At 72.6% G+C, this 1,969-nt stretch carries 1 protein-coding gene; it reads right to left on the bottom strand.

Annotation, left to right across the window (positions count from 1 at the left end):
* Positions 1-202: 202 nt before the first annotated feature.
* On the bottom strand, positions 203-1,969 hold a 1,767-nt coding region (locus DAT37_RS42560), incomplete at its 5' end, for an AAA family ATPase (protein WP_157978992.1).

The raw sequence follows: 1,969 nt of genomic DNA, 5'->3' as shown, positions 1-1,969 counted from the left end.
CGCGCCTCGGCCGCCAGCGGCGGCTCGACGGTCACGCCGACGCCGACCGGGGTGCCGATGCCCGTGCAGGTGCGGGGCTCCGCGAGGCCGCACCCGGTCAGGGCGGCGGACGCGGCGAGGATCACGACGAGTCGGTTCACGTATGTACGACGTGAGCCGGGCGGGGGCCGGTTCAGGGGTACGCGTGATCGGTCGTCCTGGGTCAGTTCCGTCCGCCGGGGTTCTTGCCGTCGTAGCCGAGCAGCCGCATGGCCGTGTCGGGGTCCATGGCGGCGGCCAGCAACTGGGCGCGGGCGTGGGCCTCGTCGCGTTCGCGCTCGGCCTTGGCCTGGGCCGAGCGCAGCCCCTTGACGGCGACCACCGCGAGTCCGGCGCCGACGATCGCGGCGACCACGACGACGAACAGCACGAGGAGCAGCCACGGCGAGGCGACGCCGCCGGCCACCGGGGCGGTGCCGGCCGGCGTGGCCATCCCCGTCACGGCCAGCCCGGCGATGAGGGCGAGCGCCACGAGCACGAGCAGGCTCGCGATCACCACCCACACCCGCGGGCTGCGCGGCGGCGGGGGCTGCTCGGACGGCGCCTGGTGATACGCGGGAGCGGATTCGGGCGCCCAGGGCATCACGAACTCGGGACGCACCGGCTGCCCGGCCTGCTCGGGCTGCGCGACCGGCTGGGACTGCGCGACCGGCGGGGGCTCCACGCCCTGCGCGCCCAGCGCGGCGCTCACCTGGCCTGGGCCGGTGACCACCTCGACGGCCATCGTGGGCGGGCCTGATGCCGCCGCGAGCGGCCCCGGCGCGTGGACGGCCGGAAGAGCCTGCTCGGCCTGCGGTCCCGGCAGCTCCCGCTCGATCCGGCTGTGCTCCTTGTGCGCCCTGGCCGCGTCGCGGTGGTACTCCTCCAGGTCCTGGTACAGCTCCTCGGAGGCGTAGACGGTGCCGTCGACGATCGGCCCCGGAGACCGCTCGATGATGGCCACCACGTCGTCGCCGTTGAGCGTCTTGTGGGTCTCCAGCGCGTGAGCCAGGCAGAGCACGTCGCGGCGGTGCTCCTGCAGCAGCCGTTCGGTCTTCTCCAGCAGCCGGACCAGGTTGAACTCGATCCGCTCCCCCAGCACGTCGGGCGCCAGCTCGGCCTGTTCCCTGCGCGGCTCCCTGTCGGTGATGCCGATGGCGCCGCCGCCGGCCCCGCCGCCGCGCCTGGGCAGGGCCTTGCCGCCCCCCATGATCTCCAGCTCCTGGAGGGCGGGCAGCGAGGTGACGCCGGAGCCCATCCCCCAGTACGACTCCATGAGAGCGGTCAGGTAGGTGGCCGAGTGGAGGTCGCCGGACACGCCGGACGAGTTGTCCTCGCTGAAGAACATCCGCTCGCCCGCCAGCGAGGCCAGAGAGACCATGATGTCGGCCTCGTACTCGGACTTCCACCGGGTGAACTGGTCCTCGGGCTTGATCGAGGCGACCATGCCGAGGTAGTCGGCGCCCTTCTCGATGGTGGCGATGTCGATCTCGAGGTGGAAGCGGGTCACGTACGCGACCACCGCGTGGCAGGCCTCGTGCACGGCCACGGCGTGCCGTTCGCGCTCGATGTACTCGACGTCCTCGGGCGGGCCGAGCTGCTTGAGCCGCTTGGCGCGCAGCACGTCCGACCAGGTGATGGTCTCGCGCCCGTCGCGGATGGCGGTGATGAGCGACTCGTTGACCAGGTCCTTGATCGTGGCGCCGGTCGCGTACGGGGTGATCGTGGCGAGCTTGTCGATCTGCTGGGCGGTGAGCTGGTGGTCGACCTTGTCGAAGTAGCCCTGGTACGTCCGCAGCCGCCCGGCCTTGGACGGGTAGCCGACCTTGTAGATGCGGTCGATGCGGCCGGGCCGCAGCAGTGCCTCGTCGAGCGCGTCGGGCCGGTTGGTGGCCATCATGACGAGGATGCGGTACCTGGGCGGCGGCTTGGGGCGCATCCCGAGCAGCCT

It is taken from the genome of Nocardia aurea (assembly GCF_003123685.1).
Lineage (GTDB): Bacteria > Actinomycetota > Actinomycetes > Mycobacteriales > Mycobacteriaceae > Nocardia > Nocardia aurea.
The sequence above is the reverse complement of the archived record's forward strand: the minus strand, read 5'-3'. Positions and strand labels throughout refer to the sequence as shown.